At 59.5% G+C, this 20,091-nt stretch carries 19 protein-coding genes; 16 read left to right on the top strand and 3 right to left on the bottom strand.

The window, feature by feature from the left end:
* Window positions 1–31: 31 nt before the first annotated feature.
* From ACYZTX_RS23925 to ACYZTX_RS23885, 9 genes are all read left to right on the top strand, one after another.
* Window positions 32–763, top strand: a complete 732-nt coding sequence (locus ACYZTX_RS23925; RefSeq protein ID WP_008155851.1) for a response regulator — start codon at window positions 32–34, stop codon at window positions 761–763.
* Window positions 753–2,222 (top strand): ATP-binding protein, encoded by a 1,470-nt coding sequence (locus ACYZTX_RS23920; protein ID WP_462036115.1) that lies wholly within the window; start codon window positions 753–755, stop codon window positions 2,220–2,222. The genes ACYZTX_RS23925 and ACYZTX_RS23920 overlap by 11 nt, the downstream gene beginning before the upstream one ends.
* A 226-nt stretch (window positions 2,223–2,448) precedes the next feature.
* On the top strand, window positions 2,449–3,708 hold the full coding sequence (locus ACYZTX_RS23915) for a D-mannose isomerase (protein WP_462036114.1): 1,260 nt from the start codon (window positions 2,449–2,451) through the stop codon (window positions 3,706–3,708).
* Between the two features lie 117 nt (window positions 3,709–3,825).
* Window positions 3,826–5,127, top strand: a complete 1,302-nt coding sequence (locus ACYZTX_RS23910) for an ABC transporter substrate-binding protein (protein ID WP_462036113.1) — start codon at window positions 3,826–3,828, stop codon at window positions 5,125–5,127.
* A 144-nt stretch (window positions 5,128–5,271) separates the two neighbouring features.
* The gene (locus ACYZTX_RS23905; RefSeq protein ID WP_054044927.1) at window positions 5,272–6,180 is read left to right on the top strand and encodes a carbohydrate ABC transporter permease; all 909 of its coding nucleotides are present in this window, start codon (window positions 5,272–5,274) and stop codon (window positions 6,178–6,180) included.
* Window positions 6,173–7,018, top strand: a complete 846-nt coding sequence (locus ACYZTX_RS23900) for a carbohydrate ABC transporter permease (protein WP_090187346.1) — start codon at window positions 6,173–6,175, stop codon at window positions 7,016–7,018. The genes ACYZTX_RS23905 and ACYZTX_RS23900 overlap by 8 nt, the downstream gene beginning before the upstream one ends.
* Window positions 7,019–7,020: 2 nt before the next feature.
* Window positions 7,021–8,181: an ABC transporter ATP-binding protein gene (locus ACYZTX_RS23895; RefSeq protein ID WP_462036112.1), complete on the top strand. Its 1,161-nt coding sequence runs from the start codon at window positions 7,021–7,023 to the stop codon at window positions 8,179–8,181.
* A 158-nt stretch (window positions 8,182–8,339) separates the two neighbouring features.
* Window positions 8,340–9,686: a carbohydrate porin gene (locus tag ACYZTX_RS23890; RefSeq protein WP_462036111.1), complete on the top strand. Its 1,347-nt coding sequence runs from the start codon at window positions 8,340–8,342 to the stop codon at window positions 9,684–9,686.
* Between the two features lie 107 nt (window positions 9,687–9,793).
* Window positions 9,794–10,648 (top strand): D-hexose-6-phosphate mutarotase, encoded by an 855-nt coding sequence (locus ACYZTX_RS23885; protein WP_462036110.1) that lies wholly within the window; start codon window positions 9,794–9,796, stop codon window positions 10,646–10,648.
* Between the two features lie 96 nt (window positions 10,649–10,744).
* Here ACYZTX_RS23885 and ACYZTX_RS23880 read toward each other — a convergent pair whose 3' ends face one another.
* Window positions 10,745–11,605, bottom strand: a complete 861-nt coding sequence (locus tag ACYZTX_RS23880; protein WP_177318169.1) for a MurR/RpiR family transcriptional regulator — start codon at window positions 11,603–11,605, stop codon at window positions 10,745–10,747.
* A 239-nt stretch (window positions 11,606–11,844) separates the two neighbouring features.
* Between ACYZTX_RS23880 and zwf the strand changes: the two genes are divergently transcribed.
* From zwf to ACYZTX_RS23860, 4 genes are all read left to right on the top strand, one after another.
* Window positions 11,845–13,314 (top strand): glucose-6-phosphate dehydrogenase, encoded by a 1,470-nt coding sequence (gene zwf / locus ACYZTX_RS23875; RefSeq protein WP_462036109.1) that lies wholly within the window; start codon window positions 11,845–11,847, stop codon window positions 13,312–13,314.
* Window positions 13,301–14,014: a 6-phosphogluconolactonase gene (gene pgl / locus ACYZTX_RS23870; RefSeq protein WP_462036108.1), complete on the top strand. Its 714-nt coding sequence runs from the start codon at window positions 13,301–13,303 to the stop codon at window positions 14,012–14,014. Before zwf ends, pgl begins: the two co-directional genes overlap by 14 nt.
* Window positions 14,015–14,031: 17 nt before the next feature.
* Entirely contained in the window at window positions 14,032–14,697 is a 666-nt protein-coding gene (locus ACYZTX_RS23865) for a bifunctional 4-hydroxy-2-oxoglutarate aldolase/2-dehydro-3-deoxy-phosphogluconate aldolase (protein WP_462036107.1), read from the top strand.
* Between the two features lie 167 nt (window positions 14,698–14,864).
* Entirely contained in the window at window positions 14,865–15,590 is a 726-nt protein-coding gene (locus ACYZTX_RS23860) for an intradiol ring-cleavage dioxygenase (RefSeq protein ID WP_462036106.1), read from the top strand.
* A gap of 2 nt (window positions 15,591–15,592) precedes the next feature.
* Here ACYZTX_RS23860 and ACYZTX_RS23855 read toward each other — a convergent pair whose 3' ends face one another.
* A complete protein-coding gene (locus tag ACYZTX_RS23855; RefSeq protein ID WP_462036105.1) occupies window positions 15,593–16,774 on the bottom strand; it encodes an aminotransferase class V-fold PLP-dependent enzyme in 1,182 nt (393 codons plus the stop codon).
* 9 nt (window positions 16,775–16,783) lie between these two features.
* On the bottom strand, window positions 16,784–17,020 hold the full coding sequence (locus ACYZTX_RS23850) for a DUF3820 family protein (RefSeq protein WP_096509378.1): 237 nt from the start codon (window positions 17,018–17,020) through the stop codon (window positions 16,784–16,786).
* Between the two features lie 202 nt (window positions 17,021–17,222).
* On the opposite strand from ACYZTX_RS23850, the gene ACYZTX_RS23845 reads away from it, so the two are divergent.
* The 3 genes from ACYZTX_RS23845 (at window position 17,223) to ACYZTX_RS23835 (ending at window position 20,087) form a co-directional block, all read left to right on the top strand.
* Window positions 17,223–17,690: a ferritin-like domain-containing protein gene (locus ACYZTX_RS23845; protein WP_462036104.1), complete on the top strand. Its 468-nt coding sequence runs from the start codon at window positions 17,223–17,225 to the stop codon at window positions 17,688–17,690.
* A 218-nt stretch (window positions 17,691–17,908) separates the two neighbouring features.
* Complete coding sequence (locus tag ACYZTX_RS23840; RefSeq protein ID WP_462036103.1) at window positions 17,909–19,894, top strand: FUSC family protein; 1,986 nt, start codon at window positions 17,909–17,911, stop codon at window positions 19,892–19,894.
* Complete coding sequence (locus ACYZTX_RS23835; protein ID WP_462036102.1) at window positions 19,881–20,087, top strand: DUF1656 domain-containing protein; 207 nt, start codon at window positions 19,881–19,883, stop codon at window positions 20,085–20,087. The genes ACYZTX_RS23840 and ACYZTX_RS23835 overlap by 14 nt, the downstream gene beginning before the upstream one ends.
* The last annotated feature ends 4 nt before the right edge of the window (window positions 20,088–20,091 follow it).

Genomic DNA, 20,091 nt, shown 5'->3' with positions numbered 1-20,091 from the left:
CGCCCAATTCAAACAACAAGGACGCCGCCCCGTGAGCTCAGTCAACAAGTCGATTTTGTTGGTCGATGACGATCAAGAGATACGCGAGTTGCTGGACACCTACCTGACCCGCGCCGGTTTCCAGGTTCGTACCACGCCCGATGGTGCAGGCTTTCGTCAGGCGATGAACGAGGCACCGAGCGATCTGGTGATCCTCGATGTGATGCTCCCGGACGAAGACGGCTTCAGCCTCTGCCGCTGGATTCGCCAGCACCCGCGTCAGGCGCAGGTGCCGATCATCATGCTCACGGCCAGCTCCGACGAGGCCGACCGCGTCATCGGTCTGGAATTGGGGGCGGACGACTACCTCGGCAAACCCTTCAGCCCGCGTGAATTGCAGGCGCGCATCAAAGCCTTGTTGCGCCGCGCGCAGTTCGGTCAGGAGCGTTCCGGCAGTGAAGTGTTGGCCTTCGATGACTGGCGTCTGGACATGGTCAGTCACCGACTGTTCCACATCGACGGCGAAGAAGTGATTCTCTCCGGCGCCGATTTCGCGCTGCTGAAACTGTTCCTTGATCACCCCCAGGAAATCCTCGACCGCGACACCATCGGCAACGCCACCCGTGGCCGCGATTTGATGCCGCTGGATCGCATTGTCGACATGGCCGTCAGCCGTTTGCGCCAGCGCCTGCGCGACACCGAAAAACCGCCGCGGCTGATCCGTACCGTGCGCGGCAGCGGCTACCAACTGGCCGCCAATGTGGTTGCCAGCAATGGCCACTGAGTTTTTCCGCACACTCGCCGCACGGCTCCCCGTGCCGCGTTCGCTGCTTGGGCGGATGTTGCTGCTGACCCTGCTGGCGGTGCTGTTCGCCCAGACACTGTCGAGCGTGATCTGGGTCTCGCAACTGCGCGCCACACAACTTGAAGGCCTGGTCACCAGCGCCCGTAGCCTGGCCCATTCGATGACGGCCAGCGTCAGTTATTTCCGCTCGCTGCCGGTAGCGTTTCGGCCATTGGTGCTCGACCAGTTGCGCAGCATGGGCGGCACCCGTTTCGTGGTGACGCTCAACGACAAACCCTTGGGCATGGAAGTGCTGCCGATCACCCCGCGCAAAGCGGCGGTGCTCAAGGCAGTGGACGAAGTGCTGCGCGAGTCCCTGGGCCACGACACGGACATCTCGGTGACCTTCGTCAGCCCCGAAGACCTGCGGATTTTCAACAGCGGTCTGAAACTCGATGAATTGCCGCGTTCCTGGGCGCACTACGCATTGACCCTGGAACCGGTGAACCCGCCGGTACTTGTCACGCAAATCCAGATGGCGCCGGGGGAATGGCTGTACATCGCCTCGCTGTTGCCCGAGCCCTACACCAGTCTTGAAGAACAAGGCCTGCCGGCGCAGCAAGTCTGGTTTATCGTGCTCACCAGCAGTTTCTTGCTGTTGTTCATCGGCCTGCTGGTGCACTGGCAGAGTCGTCCGCTCAAACGCCTGGCGCGGGCGGCGCGGGACATGTCCCTCGGTGCCGAAGTCGAACCGGTGGCCGAAGGTGGCGGCAGTGAAGTGGTCGAAGTAGGCCGCGCTTTCAATGCGATGCGCGAACGCATCAGCCGCTACCTGACGGAGCGCAGCCAGTTGTTCAGCGCGATTTCCCATGACTTGCGCACGCCAATTACTCGCTTGCGGCTGCGGGTTGAATTGCTCGAAGACGAACAGCTGCAAGCCAAGTTCGGCCGCGATCTGGATGAGTTGGAGCTACTGGTCAAAGGCGCACTGCAATGCGTGAAAGACACCGACATTCACGAAAACATCGAACCGGTGGATCTCAACCATGTGCTCGACTGTCTGGTGGAGCCGTACCTGGCGCCCAACGGCAATGGTCGCGTCACTCAGCAAGGCCGTGCGCTGGCGGCGTATCCCGGTAAGCCTTTGGCGCTCAAGCGTTGCATCGGCAACCTGATCGACAATGCCTTGAAGTATGGGAAGAAAGCGCATTTGCACATTGATGACGACCAGAGTGCGTTCATCCTGCATGTGGACGATGAGGGGCCAGGGGTGCCGGAACGACGGATGGAGCAGGTGTTCGAACCGCACTTCCGATTGGCCGGGCAGCAGCAGGGTTATGGGTTGGGGCTGGGGATTGCGCGAAATATTGCGCATAGCCATGGGGGTGAGGTGAGTTTGCAAAACCTGCGTGAAGGCGGTTTAAGGGTGACACTGCAATTGCCGCGCAGTGTTGATTAGTCACACCGCGTAATCGTTCTTCGCGAGCAGGCTCGCTCCCACATTGGATTTTTGCCGGACGCATAACCCCTGTGGGAGCGAGCCTGCTCGCGAAGGCGTCAGTCGACTCAACACATCCCTCGGGGAATGTCACAGCCCAGTGACATGACTCGCCCCCTTCGTTACAAGCCCGCCACCCCCCGTTGTTTAGACTGCCCCCAGTCATAACAACAAAAAAAGGTACCCCATGGACACCTTCCAACCTGCTTTCAGCAGTTGGCTGAACGCGCCTGACCATCAGCAATGGCTCGCCGCCGAAGGTCTGCGCCTGCTGGCGTTTGCCAAGGCTTCAACGCTTCCCGAAGGCTTCGGCAATCTCGATGAAAAGGGCCATCTCCCGGCCAACGCTCATGCCGAAACCATGAACACCGCACGCATGACCCACAGCTTTGCCATGGCCCACATTCAGGGCTTGCCGGGTTTTGCCGAGCGGGTGGATCACGGCGTCAAAGCCCTCAGCGGCCCGTTGCGCGATGCCGAACACGGTGGCTGGTTCGCCGCCGCACATCATCGCGACGGCAACACCGGCAAAGCGGCTTACCTGCATGCTTTCGTAGCCTTGGCCGCCAGTTCCGCTGTGGTCGCCCAACGTCCCGGCGCGCAAGCTTTGCTGGATGATGCGATCAACGTTATCGACACGCATTTCTGGAGCGAGGAGGAGGGCGCGATGCGCGAATCCTTCAACCGCGACTGGAGCTGCGAGGAAGCCTATCGCGGCGCGAACAGCAACATGCACACCACCGAAGCCTTTCTCGCGCTGGCGGATGTCACCGACGACAACCGCTGGCTGGTCCGCGCCCAGCGCATCGTTGAGCGAGTCATCCACGGTCACGCGGCGGCTAACAACTATTTGGTGGTCGAGCATTTTGACCGCGACTGGCAGCCGCTTCGCGACTACAACCACGACAACCCGGCCGACGGTTTTCGCCCTTTCGGTACCACGCCTGGCCACGGTTTCGAATGGGCGCGGCTGTTGCTGCACCTCGAAGCGGCGCGGGTTAAGGCCGGGATGCTCACGCCAGGCTGGCTGGCCACCGACGCGCAAAAACTCTTCGATAACAATTGTCGTCACGGCTGGGATGTCGACGGGCTGCCCGGCATTGTCTACACCCTCGACTGGAGCAATCGCGCGGTTGTCCGCCATCGCTTGCACTGGACCCATTGCGAAGCCAGTGCGGCCGCCAGCGCACTGCTTAAACGCACGGGCGAGGAGCAATACGAAACCTGGTACCGACTGTTCTGGGAATTCTGTGACAGTCATTTCATCGACCGTGGCGACGGCAGTTGGCACCATGAACTCGATCCGCAAAACCGCCCGAGCGCTGATATCTGGGCCGGCAAACCCGATCTGTATCACGCCTGGCAAGCCGTTCTGATTCCGCGCCTGCCGTTGGCGCCGAGCATGGCGACTGCCTTGGGGCAGTTGTCCCAGAGCGCTCCTGTGTAACCATGTGGTGACATTCAAGCGTCCCTTCGTTACCTGCGAAGGGATAACTCCTGTTTAAAATCCTATGCAGCGCAAGCACCAGACTTGCATGCATAACAACAAGAAAGGTAATTCTAGATGAATGCGATCTCTCGCCTCGCTACTGTCATTTCTCTTGCCTCATTGCTTCCTGTCTCTGCATTCCCTGTCAGTGCGCTTGCCGCCGATTCCAAAGGTTCGGTAGAAGTCGTTCACTGGTGGACGTCCGGTGGTGAAAAAGCTGCCGTTGATGTTCTCAAGGCCCAAGTCGAAAAAGATGGTTTCATCTGGAAGGACGGCGCAGTCGCCGGTGGTGGCGGTGCTACGGCCATGACCGTGCTCAAAAGCCGCGCCGTTGCCGGTAACCCGCCGGGCGTAGCGCAGATCAAAGGCCCGGACATCCAGGAATGGGCGTCTACCGGTCTGCTCGACACCGATGTCTTGAAAGACGCTGCCAAGACTGAGAAGTGGGACAGCCTGCTCGACAAGAAAGTCTCCGATACCGTGAAGTATGAGGGTGACTACGTGGCCGTGCCGGTGAACATTCACCGCGTCAACTGGCTGTGGATCAACCCGGAAGTCTTCAAGAAGGCCGGCATCGAGAAAGCGCCAACCACCCTAGAGGAATTCTTCGCAGCCGGTGACAAGCTCAAGGCGGCGGGCTTCATTGCCCTTGCCCACGGCGGCCAGCCTTGGCAGGACAGTACCGTGTTCGAAGCGGTGGTCCTTTCAGTCATGGGCGTCGACGGCTACAAGAAAGCCCTGGTGGATCTGGACAACGGTGCACTGACCGGTCCTGAAATGGTCAAGGCGCTGACCGAGCTGAAGAAAGTCGCGACCTACATGGATGCCGACGGCAAAGGCCAGGACTGGAACCTGGAAGCGGCCAAAGTCATCAACGGCAAGGCCGGCATGCAGATCATGGGTGACTGGGCCAAGAGCGAGTGGACAGCGGCCAAGAAAGTCGCCGGCAAGGACTACGAGTGCGTAGCCTTCCCGGGCACCGACAAAGCCTTCACCTACAACATCGACTCCCTGGCGGTGTTCAAGCAGAAAGACAAGGGCACTGCTGCCGCTCAACAGGACATTGCCAAGATCGTGCTGGGTGAGAACTTCCAGAAAGTCTTCAGCATCAACAAGGGCTCGATCCCGGTTCGAAACGACATGCTGAGCGACATGGGCAAGTACGGTTTCGACTCCTGCGCCCAGACCGCTGCCAAGGACTTCCTTGCGGACGCCAAGTCCGGCGGCCTGCAGCCGAGCATGGCGCACAACATGGCGACCACGCTGGCGGTACAGGGTGCGTTTTTTGATGTGGTGACCAACTTCATCAACGATCCGAAAGCCGATCCTGCCACTGCCGCCAAGCAACTCGGCACTGCCATCAAAGCTGCCAAGTAACGCTTAATCTGTGGGAGCGAGCCTGCTCGCGAAAGCGGTCTGACATTCAACTCTGATGTCGACTGATGCACCGCCTTCGCGAGCAGGCTCGCTCCCACAAGGGAATGCGTTTGTAATCCTTTTCTCTTCGTACGGGATCTTCCCATGAGTTCTGTTGCTGTGTTCAGCAAGGCCTCGCCGTTCGATGCACTGCAGCGCTGGCTCCCCAAACTGGTGCTGGCGCCCAGCATGTTCATCGTCCTGGTGGGCTTCTATGGCTATATCCTGTGGACGTTCGTCCTGTCGTTCACCACGTCGACCTTCCTGCCGACTTACAAATGGGCGGGCCTGGCACAATACCAGCGGCTGTTCGACAACGACCGTTGGTGGGTAGCGAGCAAGAACCTGGCAGTGTTCGGCGGCATGTTCATCGGCATCACCCTGGTGATCGGTGTGCTGCTGGCGGTGTTTCTTGATCAGCGTATTCGTCGCGAAGGTTTCATTCGCACCATTTACCTGTACCCGATGGCGCTCTCGATGATCGTCACCGGTACCGCCTGGAAGTGGCTGCTCAACCCTGGCATGGGCCTGGACAAATTGCTGCGTGACTGGGGCTGGGAAGGCTTTCGCCTGGACTGGCTGATCGACCCGGATCGCGTCGTATATTGCCTGGTGATCGCTGCGGTATGGCAAGCCTCGGGCTTCATCATGGCGATGTTCCTCGCCGGTCTGCGTGGCGTTGATCAATCGATCATCCGTGCCGCCCAGATCGATGGCGCGAGCATGCCGCGCATCTACCTGAAAGTGGTGTTGCCGAGCCTGCGCCCGGTGTTCTTCAGCGCAGTCATGATCCTGGCCCACATCGCGATCAAGAGTTTCGACCTGGTGGCGGCAATGACTGCCGGTGGCCCGGGGTACTCCTCCGACCTGCCTGCGATGTTCATGTATTCCTTCACCTTCAGTCGCGGCCAGATGGGCATGGGCTCGGCCAGTGCGATTCTGATGCTCGGTGCGATTCTCGCAATCATCGTGCCTTACCTGTACTCCGAGCTGAGGACCAAGCGTCATGACTAGTTTCGCTGCCAAACCTTCCATCAGCCTGAGTCGCATCGCGATCTACGGCGTGCTGATCCTTGCCGTGTTCCTTTACCTGATACCGCTGGTGGTCATGCTGTTGACCAGCTTCAAGACGCCGGAAGACATCAACTCCGGCAACCTGCTGAGCTGGCCGACCGTGGTCAGCGGCATTGGCTGGGTCAAGGCCTGGGGCACGGTCGACGGGTATTTCTGGAATTCGATCAAGATCACTGTCCCGGCGGTGCTGATCTCCACCGCCATCGGTGCGTTGAACGGCTATGTGCTGTCGATGTGGCGCTTTCGTGGGTCGCAGTTGTTCTTCGGCCTGCTGCTGTTCGGGTGCTTCCTGCCGTTCCAGACCGTTCTGCTGCCGGCCTCGTTCACCCTCGGCAAGATGGGCCTGGCCAGCACCACCACGGGCCTGGTGTTCGTGCACGTGGTCTACGGCCTGGCGTTCACCACGCTGTTCTTCCGTAACTACTACGTCAGCGTTCCCGATGCGCTGGTGAAGGCGGCGCGGCTGGATGGCGCGGGTTTCTTCACCATCTTCCGCTTGATCATCCTGCCGATGTCCACCCCGATCATCATGGTCTGCCTGATCTGGCAGTTCACCCAGATCTGGAACGACTTCCTGTTCGGCGTGGTGTTCTCCAGCGGTGATTCGCAACCCATCACAGTGGCGCTGAACAACTTGGTCAACACCAGTACCGGGGCCAAGGAATACAACGTTGATATGGCGGCGGCGATGATCGCCGGGCTGCCGACCCTGCTGGTCTATGTGGTCGCAGGCAAGTATTTCGTGCGCGGGCTGACGGCCGGCGCAGTCAAGGGGTAATCATGGCTACGCTCGAACTTCGCAATGTAAACAAGACCTATGGCCCCGGCCTGCCGGACACCCTCAAAGACATCGATCTGTCGATCAAGGACGGTGAGTTCCTGATTCTTGTCGGACCTTCGGGTTGCGGCAAGTCGACCCTCATGAATTGCATCGCCGGCCTTGAGACCATCACCGGTGGCGCGATCATGATCGATGACCAGGACGTCAGCGGCATGAGCCCGAAAGATCGCGACATCGCCATGGTGTTCCAGTCCTACGCGCTGTACCCGACCATGAGCGTGCGCGAGAACATCGCCTTTGGCTTGAAGATCCGCAAAATGCCCGCCGCCGACATCGAAGCGGAAGTGGCGCGGGTGGCCAAGCTGTTGCAGATCGAACACCTGCTGAACCGCAAACCCGGCCAGCTCTCCGGCGGTCAGCAACAGCGCGTGGCCATGGGCCGTGCCCTGGCGCGGCGGCCGAAGATTTACCTGTTCGACGAACCGCTGTCCAACCTCGACGCCAAGCTGCGCGTCGAGATGCGCACCGAAATGAAACTGATGCACCAGCGCCTGAAAACCACCACGGTCTACGTGACCCACGACCAGATCGAAGCGATGACCCTGGGCGACAAGGTTGCGGTGATGAAGGACGGGATCATTCAGCAGTTCGGCACGCCGAAAGACATCTACAACAACCCGGCCAACCTGTTCGTCGCGAGCTTCATCGGTTCGCCACCGATGAACTTCATCCCGCTGCGTTTGCAGCGCAAGGACGGTCGTCTGGTGGCGCTGCTTGACAGTGGTCAGGCCCGTTGTGAGTTGCCAATGGGCATGCAGGACGCCGGGCTGGAAGATCGCGAAGTGATCCTCGGCTTGCGTCCGGAACAGATCGTGCTGGCCAACGGCGAGCCGAATGGTTTGCCGACCATTCGAGCCGAAGTCCAGGTCACCGAGCCTACCGGTCCGGACACCCTGGTGTTCGTCAACCTCAACGAAACCAAGGTCTGCTGCCGTCTGGCACCGGACGTCGCGCCGGCCGTTGGCGAGACCCTGACCCTGCAATTCGATCCATCGAAAGTGCTGCTGTTCGATGCCAAGACCGGTGAGCGTTTGGGGGTGGCCGGTCTGCCGCAAGCAGAGAACCACAGCGCCAACGTCACCCAATTCAAAGGCCGTTGAAGATTAGAAATGTGGGAGCGAGCCTGCTCGCGAAAGCGGTCTGACATACAACATTGATGTCGACTGATGCACCGCCTTCGCGAGCAGGCTCGCTCCCACAGGGGATGTAAACCGCGTTAGATAAAAATAGTTAATAACAATAAAACGAGGATGTAGGGATGAAGAAGAACAACAACGCTCAGCTTATCTGCCAGTTGTCAGCCATTGCGGCAATGATGCTGGCCGGTAGTGTGCACGCAGCTGACGCGTTCAGCGCCGATTCCGAATGGATGACCGGTGATTGGGGGGGCGAGCGGACAAAGCTGATCGAGCAGGGTATCGACATCAAGATGGACTACGTCGGTGAAGTCGGCGGCAACCTCCACGGTGGCTACAACAACGACAAGACGGCGCGTTACGCCGACCAGTTTGGCCTGGGCGTGGCGCTGGACCTGCAAAAACTGTGGGGCTGGGATAACACCCAGGCCAAGATCCAGCTCACCAATCGTAATGGTGAGAACATCTCCAATGACCGTGTCGGCGACCCGCGTGCCGGCACCTTGAGTTCCTCCCAGGAAGTCTACGGCCGTGGCCATATGGTCCGTCTGACCCAATTGTGGATCAAGCACCAGTTCCTCGACGGTAAACTGGACGTCAAGGCCGGTTACTTCGGCGAAGGCGAAGACTTCAACACCTTCCCTTGCGAGTTCCAGAACCTGGCGTTCTGCGGTTCCCAAGCGGGTAACTGGGCGACCAACATCTGGTACAACTGGCCGGTCATGCAGGCTGCGGTCCGCGTGAAGTACAACATCTCGCCTGAGTTCTATGCGCAGATCGGCGCGTACAACCAGAACCCGTCGCAACTGGAGCACGGTAACGGCTTCAAGCTCAGCGGCAGTGGCACCAAGGGCACCGTCTTGCCGGTCGAACTGGTCTGGTTGCCTAACCCTGGCAACCTGCCGGGCGAATACCGTGTCGGTTACTACAAAAGCACGGCCAATGCCGATGACGTCCGTAAGGATGCCGATGGCAATGATGCAGCAACCAGCGGTAATGCCTATCGCAGCCACGATAGCAAGCACGGTTACTGGTTCGTGGCGCAGCAACAACTCACCAGCCACAACGGTGACGCGTCCCGCGGTCTGAACATCGCAGCCAACGCCACGTTCCACGACAAGGACACCAACTTCGTCGACAACTACCAGTCGCTGATGTTTGTGTACAAGGGGCCGTTCGACGCACGTCCGAAGGATGACGTCGGCATCGGTGCCGCTCGTATTCATGTCAACGATGACGTGAAGAAAAACGCCGAACTGGTCAATGCCTCCAATGGGGTTTCCGACTACCAGGATCCGCTGTTCTCGCCACTGCGTAACACCGAGTACAACTACGAGATCAACTACGGTTTCCACGTTACCAACTGGCTGACCGTGCGTCCTAACCTGCAATACATCACTCACCCGGGCGGTGTGGAGGAAGTCGACGACGCGCTGGTGGCCGGCCTGAAAATTCAGTCGGTGTTCTAACGTTGTTGCGATAAGCTCCTCTCTATGTGCGCATTTTTGCGGACAGCCCAGGCTGTCCGCTTTTTTTTGGGGTGGCGCACCCCGGCTGATTTTCAGGACCGTGGCACATGCATGAGCATCCGCTACAACGCTTCTTCAAATCCTTGCGCGAACGTCCGGTGTTTGCGTGGGAGCGCTATCAGAAGCGCGACGTGCTGGTGATCGACCATCCGCTGTGTCAGGCGGTGTTCAGTCGGCAGGGTGCGCAGCTGCTGCACTTTCAGCCAAAGGACCAGAAACCCTGGCTCTGGTGCGCGGCGAAGTGGCCGCAGGTCGGTGCGATTCGTGGCGGCGTTCCGGTGTGCTGGCCGTGGTATGGCCGTCATCCGAGCGAAAACGCCTGGCCGTCCCATGGTTGGGCACGGCTGATCGACTGGAAGCTTCTGGACAGCAGCACTGGTGACGATGGCGTGCGCCTGCACTGGCAACTTCAGTTGTGCGACTGGCAAGTGGACCTGCACGCGCACTTGGGTGAACGCATGGATTTACGCCTGAGTACCGAGCATCAGGACAGCCTGCCGTGCCAATTGAGCCAGGCGTTGCACGCCTATTGGCGTATTGGCGACGTCGGCGAGATAGCGCTGTCTGGGCTCGATGGAGCTCAGGGTTACGACCAGTTGAACCGTCAGATTTGTCATCAGGAAGGCGAGTTGCGGGTAGAGGGCGGCTGTCAGCGGGTGTTCCAGCATGACGGCGAATTACAGCTCAAGGACCACGCCTGGCAGCGGGAGTTGTGCATCGATACCGGTGACGATGCGGACACGGTGGTCTGGCATCCGGGCTCGCGACCGTTGCTGGGGGTGAGCTGGAATGAGATGTCGGAGTTTGTGTGTGTGGAGGCGGCGAGCGGTGGGACGGACAGCCTGAGTTTGGCACCGGGGGAGAGGGCGCATTTGAGTTTGCAGGCAAGGGTTGGGGCGTAAATGAAGATCAAAAGATCGCAAGCTCCTACAGGGGATCGCGTAAACCTGTAGGAGCTGTCGAGTGAAACGAGGCTGCGATCTTTTACGCGAAGCGTCCTAATTAAACTCATCCCCAATCGGATACCGACTGGCATTCAAGCTTTCCTTGATCTTGCGCAAATGCGGCTGGAAGTCCACACCACGGCGCAAGGTCATGCCGGTCGCCAGCACATCCAGCACCGTCAGCTGAATGATCCGCGACGTCATCGGCATATAGATGTCGGTGTCTTCGGGTAGCGGAATGTTCAGGCTCAACGTACTGGCCTTGGCCAATGGTGACCCCTCGGCCGTCAGACCCAGCACCGAAGCCCCGTTCTCCCGGGCAATACGCGCCACTTCCACCAGTTCGCGGGTGCGGCCGGTGTAGGAAATGATCACGAACAACTCGCCGGTATGCGCCACCGACGCAATCATGCGCTGCATCAGCACGTCGGCATGGGCGGTGACGGCCAGGTTGAAGCGGAAGAACTTGTGCTGCGCATCCAGCGCCACCGGGGCCGACGCGCCGAGGCCGAAGAAGTGGATCTGCCGGGCCTGGATCAACAGATCGACGGCGCGGCTGATCAGGTTCGGGTCAAGCGCCTGCAACGCACTGTCCAACGAGGCGATAGCGCTGCCGAAAATCTTTTTGGTATACGCCTCCGGATTGTCGTCGGCCTCAACCGCCCGGCTGACATACGCCGCGCCGCTGGCCAGGCTTTGGGCCAGTTGCAGTTTGAGTTCCGGGTAGCCGCTGACGCCGAACGAACGGCAGAAACGGTTGACCGTCGGCTCGCTGACCTTTGAGGCCTGGGCGAGGGCGGCGATGCTGAACCGGGTGGCCTGCTGTGGGTTGAGCAGGATTACCTCGGCGACTTTGCGTTCTGCCTTGTTCAGGTCTTCAAGGCGATTCTGGATCTGTTCCAGTAAATTTCGCACGCGGTCCATATATGTTCCTTAGCTCCGCAAACAAGAGAGCAATGCAAATAAGGGCCCCGGCTATGCAAATTGGGACTTTGATCGGGCCCGTAACGGTGGCCTATCCTACTGATGGCTCCGACCGTCCACCACTCGGAATCTGTATTTTGCGAAAATGTTGTGGTTATTACTACATTTTCCCTTGAGTGATGCCTTGAAAAAAGGTATTTGTAGCTTAACTTGATAAAAGAACCAACATCATGCCTTCGATTACGGTTGAACCGTGCACCTTTGCCTTGTTCGGCGCCCTCGGCGACCTGGCCCTGCGCAAGCTGTTTCCTGCCCTTTATCAACTCGATGGCGCAGGCCTCTTGCACGAGGACACGCGAATTATTGCGCTGGCCCGTGAGCCTGGCAGCGAGCAGCAGCATTTGGCGTTCATCGCCTCCGAGCTGCGCCGCTACGTCGTCGCCAAAGAGCTGGACGAAGCCGTACTCGAACGCTTCCTCGCTCGCCTGAGTTACCTGCACGTCGATTTCCTCAAGGCTGACGATTACGTCGCCCTGGCCGAAATGGCCGGCAGCGCCCAGCGAGTGATTGCCTACTTCGCGACACCGGCGGCCGTTTACGGTGCGATCTGCGAGAACCTGTCGAAGGTTGGTTTGACCGAAAACACCCGCGTGGTACTGGAAAAACCCATCGGTTCTGATCTGGAATCCTCGCGCAAGGTTAACGACGCCGTGGCGCAGTTCTTCCCGGAGAACCGCACCTACCGCATCGACCACTACCTGGGCAAGGAAACCGTCCAGAACCTGATCGCCCTGCGTTTCGCCAACAGCCTGTTCGAAACCCAGTGGAACCAGAATTATATCTCCCATGTGGAAATCACCGTGGCCGAAAAGGTCGGGATCGAAGGCCGCTGGGGTTACTTCGACAAGGCCGGTCAGCTGCGGGACATGATCCAGAATCACCTGCTGCAACTGCTTTGCCTGATCGCCATGGATCCGCCGGCCGACTTGTCCGCCGACAGCATCCGTGACGAGAAAGTCAAAGTGCTCAAGGCGCTGGCGCCGATCAGCCCTGAAGGCCTGACCACTCAGGTCGTGCGCGGTCAGTACATCGCTGGTTATAGCGAAGGCAAATCGGTGCCGGGCTATCTGGAGGAGCCTAACTCAAACACCCAGAGCGACACCGAAACCTTCGTTGCGCTGCGTGCCGATATCCGCAACTGGCGTTGGGCCGGCGTGCCGTTTTACCTGCGTACCGGCAAGCGCATGCCGCAGAAGCTGTCGCAGATCGTCATCCACTTCAAGGAACCGTCCCACTACATCTTCGCTCCCGAGCAGCGCCTGCAAATCAGCAACAAGCTGATTATCCGCCTGCAACCGGACGAAGGCATTTCCTTGCGCGTGATGACCAAAGAACAAGGCCTGGACAAGGGCATGCAGCTGCGCAGCGGTCCGTTGCAGCTGAATTTTTCCGACACTTATCGCAGCGCACGGATTCCCGATGCCTACGAGCGGTTGTTGCTGGAAGTGATGCGCGGCAATCAGAACCTGTTTGTCCGTAAAGATGAAATCGAAGCCGCGTGGAAGTGGTGTGACCAGTTGATCGCCGGGTGGAAAAAATCCGGTGATGCGCCCAAGCCGTACGCGGCCGGGTCCTGGGGACCGATGAGCTCCATTGCTCTGATCACGCGGGATGGGAGGTCGTGGTATGGCGATATCTGAATTGAAACTGCCTCAGGGCGTCAGCGCTCATGAGTTCAAGAGCCCGGTGCTGCTGGCCGATGGTTTGGCGCTGAATGTGGCCAAGCAACTGAGTGACGCCATCGACGCTCGCGGCACCGCGACGCTGGTGGTGTCCGGTGGACGCAGCCCGGTGGCGTTTTTCCAGAACCTGGCCAAGCAGAAACTGGACTGGTCCGAGGTCGTCGTGACCCTGGCCGACGAGCGCTGGGTGCCGGTAGAGCATGCCGACAGCAATGCCGGTCTGCTCAAGCGCTACCTGTTGCAAGGTCCGGCGGCCAAGGCTCAATTCCTGAGTCTGTACAGCGCCACGGCCAACCTAGAACTGGCCGCCGAGCAGGCCGATCGTTTGCTCGCCGAGTTGCCGCCGATCGACGTGCTGATCCTTGGCATGGGCGACGACGGCCACACGGCCTCTTTGTTTCCCAACAGCCCGAACCTGATCGATGCCTTGAAAGCCGACGGCACACGCCGTTGCTACCCGATGCTGGCGCCGACCGTGCCGCATCAGCGCCTGACCATGAGTCGCGCGCTGCTGGCCTCGGCCAAAACCACCGTTCTATCGATTTCCGGTCAGTCCAAGCTGACCACCTTGAGTGCCGCATTGGCCGGTGACGATGTCGCCGCCATGCCGATTCGCGCGTTTCTGCAACCTACGTTAGAGATTTACTGGTGCCCATGAGCCAAGGATCAGCCGCTATGACAAACACATCCCCGACCGTTTCCATGGCGGACAAAGTTGCCCTGATCGACAGCCTCTGCGCCAAGGCGCGGATTCTGCCGGTGATCACCATTGCTCGCGAGCAGGACATTCTGCCGCTGGCCGATGCCCTCGCGGCCGGTGGCCTGACCGCCCTGGAAGTGACCCTGCGTTCACAGTTCGGCCTCAAGGCTATCCAGATTCTGCGCGAGCAACGCCCGGAACTGGTGACCGGTGCGGGTACTGTGCTGGATCGCACCATGCTGGCGGCTGCCGAAGCGGCCGGTTCGCAGTTCATCGTCACGCCGGGCATCACCCGTGACCTGCTGGAAGCCAGCGTCGACAGCCCGATTCCGCTGTTGCCGGGCATCAGCAATGCCTCCGGCATCATGGAAGGTTACGGGCTGGGCTATCGCCGCTTCAAGCTGTTCCCGGCGGAAGTCAGCGGCGGTGTCGCGGCCATCAAGGCCCTCGGCGGCCCGTTCGGCGAAGTAAAATTCTGCCCGACTGGCGGCGTCAGCCCGGCCAACATCAAGAGCTACATGGCGTTGAAAAACGTGATGTGCGTGGGCGGTAGCTGGATGCTTGATCCTGAGTGGATCAAGAACGGCGACTGGGTCCGCATTCAGGAATGCACCGCCGAGGCATTGGCGCTGCTGGACTGATCGGCTATTACCAAACACTTCGTTGTGTGTTCTACGGCTTTACGGTGCGCTTGGTCGGTGCACCGTTTTTTTTTGCCCGATGAAAAAATGCGATGCGATAAATAGTTACCGCACACTCGCATTCGCCCCGTCCTAACCTGAGTTCATCTTCTACTAGAGAGAACGTCATGGACGACAACACCTCGGTTACACCCCCGACACCGGCTTACCAACTGACACCTGAACAGATAGCCGGCCCGTATTTCCGAAACCCGAAACTGATCAGGCGAAACATCAGCGAAGGCATGGATGGCATCCCTTTAGTGCTGCGACTGACGATTGTCGATGCGATGACCGGTCTGCCGGTCACGGGCGCGGTGGTCGATATCTGGCATTGCAATGCGCGAGGCGCTTATTCGGGCTGGAGCAAGATTGATCCGGACAAGAAAGTCGATGTCGGAGCCATTGGCGCGATCCCGCGCACCGACGACGATACCTATCTGCGCGGCGGGCAATTCACGGACAAGAAGGGCATCGTGCGGTTTACCACGATCTATCCCGGATTCTATGCCGGCCGGGCCCTGCACATTCATGTCGCGGTGCGCATCACCGCCGGTAACAACTATCTGGAAGAGCGCCATGTCGCCTGGGTTGGTCAGCTTTACTTCCCGGAGGTCGCGTCGAGGTCGGTGCTTAGCGCCAGGGAGTACAGTGGCCGGACAGTATCGGCGCTGACCAACGATGAAGACTTTCACTATAAAAACCGTGGAGGCGAGGCCTCAACCTTGAACATCCATACCCTCGGTCGAGACTCGAATGAAGACGGCTTTTTCGGGCACATGACCATCGGTGTCGACACGTTTGCGGTCTCATCGCAGATCAAAGCGGAGGACTTCGACAGGTACACCGTGTGACGTCAGCGCAGCTCGTTGAGCGCCTTGCTCAGCACGTCGATATCCACGGCGTTGGTGGTCAGCCCTGGCGTGATGCGGATGCACGGACCACTCGCGGCACCGCTGCGCACCACGGTAAACAAGTTGTAGTCCTTGAGCAGTCGCTCGACCATCGCCTGTTGATCGGCGTGCCGGGTAAAGCGCATCGAAGTGATGCCGCAATACAGTCGCGGGTCGTCCGGGGTCATGACTTCGATCCCGGGCAGTTCGCGCACCGCGCTCACCCACCGGTTGCGCAGGTAATTGAGCCGAGCGCCCTTGGCGGCGGAACCGCCCATGGCCCGATGTTCCTCGAACACCAGCGGCAGGGTCAGCAACGCCGGGATGTTGGGTGTGCTGTACGGTGCGCGTGCGCGAATATCTGTGATCGGGAAATGCATCTCGCCCATGTCCGGGTCGATGTCGGCCAGGCGCTCGGGGGCGATGTAAATGAAGCCCAGGGTCAGCGGCGCACCGATCCATTTGTGCAGGTTGTAACCAGCAAAGGCGATGCCCAGTTCATCGAGATTGAATTTGATCTGGCCGAGTGCATGGGCACCGTCGAGGATCACGTCGATGCCGTGCTCTTTGGCGGCCGCAGCGATCGCCTGCACTGGCATGACCAACCCGGTGCGATGGGTAACGTGGGTCAGGGCCATCAGTTTGAGGCGCGGATAACGCACGAAGGCTTCGCGGTAAGTGGCGAGCAAGCTGTCGAAACTGGCGGGGTGCGGGTGCTCGATCTCGATCACCTCGACGCCACGATTACGCGCGAGCCAGCGCATGGCCCCTTTGACCGTGTCGTATTCCAGATCACACATCAGCACCTGATCGCCCGGCTGAAGCTGATTGTAGTTTCGGATCAGCGATTGCAGACCGTCCGAAGCGTTGCGGGTGAGGGCCACGGTTTCGGACGGAACGCCAACCAGCTCCGCAAGCTGCGAGCGGATCTGCAGGCTTTCGCCCTGTTCGAAGCGTTGGCGCACGTGCACCGAGTTGCTGCGGTTGATGAGTTCGATGTTGCGCTGATACTCCTCGACCACGGTGCGGGACATACGCCCGAAGTAACCGTTTTCCAGGTTGATGGGCCCGGGTTCAACCGCGTAGCGGTCGGCAAAGGTGTGCCAGAAGGCTTCATCACGGGCGCGGCGGGTGTTATCGGGCATGGGGACGGCTCAGTGGCGAGGGGCAGGTTTGCCATGTTTGGCCCGTAGCGGCTCGAGCAACTCCGACAAGCCGTTGTGATCGATTTCCTGCATCAAGGCCAGCAAGCCGCCGAGTTCGCCATGGGGGAAACCTTCACGAGCGAACCAGTTCAGGTATGGGCCAGGAAGGTCGGCAATGATCCGGCCCTTGTATTTGCCGAAGGGCATTTCACGGGTGACTAGCAGTTCTAGCTTTTCAGGGTTCATCAGTCAGTCGTCTTGATTCAAACAGTCTGGAAAATACAGGCATTCTGCATGGAGGCCAAATGACAGATCATGCAAATAAAGCGGATACAGATTTCGTGCTAAACGATAAATAGTTGAAATGTAAGGAAAAGTTATCAATTCAAAGCTGGCATGCAGGGTGCAATAGCTATTGCATCTTCCATCAACCCGTGAGGAATTGAAAATGACCGACATGAATAAAGAAGCCATCTCTGTACTCAACGACCTGATTGAAACCAGTAAAGACGGTCAGGAAGGGTTCAAGACTTGCGCTGAAGACATCAAACACCCGGAACTCAAAGCCATTTTCGTACAGCGCTCGGCTGACTGCGCCAAGGCTGCTTCTGAATTGCAGGCCGCTGTACGTTCCATGGGTGGCGATCCGGAAACCTCCACCAGTGTCAGCGGTGACTTGCACCGTCGCTGGGTCGACGTGAAAGCGATGTTCACCGGCAAGGATGAAGAAGCCGTGCTGAACGAAGCCGAACGGGGTGAGGACCATGCACTGAAGACTTACAAAGAAGCCATGGAAAAAATCAACAAACACAACCTGGTGGGCATTCGTGACCTGGTTGAGCGTCAGTACCACGGTGTGCAACGCAATCACGATCAGGTAAAAGCCCTGCGTAACCAGGCTCGCGCTCGCTCGTAAGCGTTCGTTAGCTGTCAAAAACGCCAGCCAGTCTGGCGTTTTTTTGTGTTCGGGAATTAGCACTGGAATTTACCCTTGTAGGAGCTGCCGAAGGCTGCGATCTTTTGACGGTATAGAGGTCGCCGAACAGCAAAATCAAAAGATCAAAAGATCGTCCGAACGCGGCCCGAGCCTTCGGCCGCTCCTACCGTTAAACCGTCTTTCCAAGAGTCCATTACGTGCCTATCACTTTCCAGGCTTTGTTAGCGCCTGACCGCCGCGCCTTACAGTTCGCGATCAAGACCTTGATCGGTGGAGGCCTGGCACTGTGGCTGGCATTGCGTTGGGGTCTGGAGCAACCGGCCTGGGCGTTGATGACGGCGTTCATCGTCGCCCAGCCCTTGTCCGGGATGGTGGTACAGAAGGGCCTGGCGCGATTGCTGGGTACGTTGGTCGGGACGATCATGTCAGTGGTGTTCATGGGGTTGTTCGCCCAGACGCCCTGGCTGTTTTTGTTGGCATTGGCGTTATGGCTGGGGCTGTGTACGGCGAGTTCGACCCTGCTGCGCAGCGCTTGGTCTTATTCATTCGTGCTGGCGGGCTATACGGTGGCGATCATCGCGTTGCCGGCCATTGCCCATCCGCTGACCGTGTTCGATCAAGCCGTAGCTCGCTGCACGGAAATCTGCCTGGGCATACTTTGCGCCACCGCCGCCAGTGCGCTGCTCTGGCCGATGCGGGTCGAACGGCAACTGGCGGATCAGGCGCGGGCGGCGTGGCAAAGCGGTATGAACGCCGCGCGTGCGACCCTGGCCGGTGATGCTCAGGCGCGTAGAGGCTTGCTGGAAATCCTCGGGAGAATCGTCGCCGTTGATGCCCAGCGCGAGCATGCCTGGTTTGAAGGAAGCCTGGGGCGGCAACGAGCACGCGCGATTAGCGGCTTGAGCCAAAAGCTGTTGATGCTGCTGCGCATCGCCCGTTCGGCACGCCGTCAATGGAAGCAATTGGAACCCCAGGAAGCCGAGCAAATGTTGCCTTGGATGACCGAGGTCCAAGAGGCGCTCAACTCAGATACCGCAACTCTGCAAGCCTTGCGGCCCCGATTGCTCGACGCCTCCAACGATGCACACATCAGTTCTGCGCAAAGTTACTGCCTGGCCCGTTTTGCCTTGCTGCTCGATACCGCCCTGGCGGCCGGCGCCGCGTTGAAAGCGGTGGAGGAGGGCAAGGAAGCGGTCGATCCGCCACGAACCCTGACACCGCACCGAGACCTGTCTTTGGCGCTGGTGTTTGGTGCCCGCAGTGCGTTGGCGTTTCTGGTGGTCTCGTGCTTCTGGTTGGCAACCGCCTGGCCCGCTGCCTCCGGTGCGCTGCTGTTGACGTGCGTGGTGTGCAGTCTGTTTGCCAGCCGCGAGAACGGCGCTCAGATCGGCATGAGTTTTATGCGCGGGATCTTCCTGGCGATTCCGGCCGCGTTTATCGTCGGGCAGATTCTGCTGCCGCAATGGAGTGGTTTTGCATTGCTTTGCATGGGCATGGGCGTGCCGTTGTTCCTCGGCGCGCTGGGCATGGCCAAACCGCAGATTGGGGCGACGGCGACCTCATTTTGTCTGCACTTCATCGTGCTGGTCTCGCCACTCAACGCGATGAAATTCGACGTCGCGACGTTCTTCAACAGCGCGCAATCCATTGTGGTCGGTGTTGGCGCCGCGGTGCTGGCGTTCCATTTGTTGATCCTGCGCAACCCCGCGTGGCATGGCCGACGTTTGCTGGCGGCGACCCTCCACGATCTGGTGCGCCTGACCCGACGCAATCTGCGCGGTGCCGAAAGCTGGTTTGGCGGGCGCATGGCCGACCGCTTGCTGCAACTGGCGCGGCACTACCCCGAGTTGCCAGAACCGGCGCGCAGCCGCTGGGACGATGGCTTGCTCGGCCTGGACATCGGCGACGAATTGCTGCATTTGCGTTTAAGCCTGGCGGTGGCGCAGCTGCCGGTCAGTGCGCCTCAGCGGCGATATCTCGAACAGCTGGAAAAAATCCTCGAGCAAGGCCCGGCCGGCAATTGCGCCGAGGCGTTGGCTCTCCCGAGTGAAGCATTCTTGAAGACCTTGTATGCGTTGCCCCCCAGCGATGCGGTGAAACTGGCCCAAGGCGCGGTGCTGCAATTGCAAAGCAGCTGGCGCGCCTGGTGCCTGCAACAGGAGCATAGCCATGGGCTTGCGTGAGTGGTCAGTGGGCGGCGTGCTGCTCAGTCCATTTCTGATTTATGTGCTGCTGGCGCTGCTCGTGACCGGGGCCTTGCGCATGCTCTTGCGCCTGACGCCGGTGGGCCGCTGGATCTGGCACGAAGCATTGTTTGATTGCGCCTTGTACGTCTGTGTATTGACCCTGATCACCGTCGTCCTCGGACCTATATAAGGAG

Source organism: Pseudomonas sp. MDT1-17 (genome assembly GCF_054898105.1).
The sequence above is the reverse complement of the archived record's forward strand: the minus strand, read 5'-3'. Positions and strand labels throughout refer to the sequence as shown.